Source organism: Alkalibacterium sp. s-m-28, from assembly GCF_054658175.1.
The window spans coordinates 1-540 of record NZ_BAAGIQ010000254.1; the positions used below are offsets into that span (position 1 = coordinate 1).

The following is a 540-nucleotide window of genomic DNA, read 5'->3' on the forward strand; positions in this document are numbered from 1 at the left end:
CCTACCTGCAGCTCGGAAAAGAAGTATACGGACGAAAGTATGATATCATGATCGCTCACACTACTATTGTCTTTATGCGCTATATATTCTTCGCCCTTGCTTCACGAAATGAACAGGATCCACGAACGATCGGAGATCTGTTTTATATGGAATGCGATGAACTCGAAAATATTCGCTTCACAAAATCCCTCTCTCTTTTATTGCATGCGTTAAAAGAGCTGTTAGAAGGTGAATTTGTACTATCTGAACAACAGGTGACGAAGGTGCTGGATCAATTAATTGAGACATTACCGACTTCATTTAAAGAAATTTTATCTGGAAACCAGCCCAATCAGGCATACAGCACTGTTTGATCTCGTTGATTAACCTTAAGCCGATAGGCTTTCCAAGGTCTGATTAGGGTGCGAAACTTGAGTATAAAACAAAAATGACCATAAATAAATGGTTTTCGTACATTTCTTTAGAAACATTAAGTGAATCGTCTCGACAGGCTATCGGTCAGTTTGATCGCTATTCAAAAAAATTAACGTTTAAGAAAGT

Annotated in this window: 1 pseudogene; it reads left to right on the forward strand. The window is 38.1% G+C overall.

Features of this window, described 5'->3' with window-relative positions:
• Positions 1-353 (forward strand): annotated as a pseudogene (locus ACYQ4S_RS12200) (IS4 family transposase); the annotation flags it as partial.
• Positions 354-540: the final 187 nt, after the last annotated feature.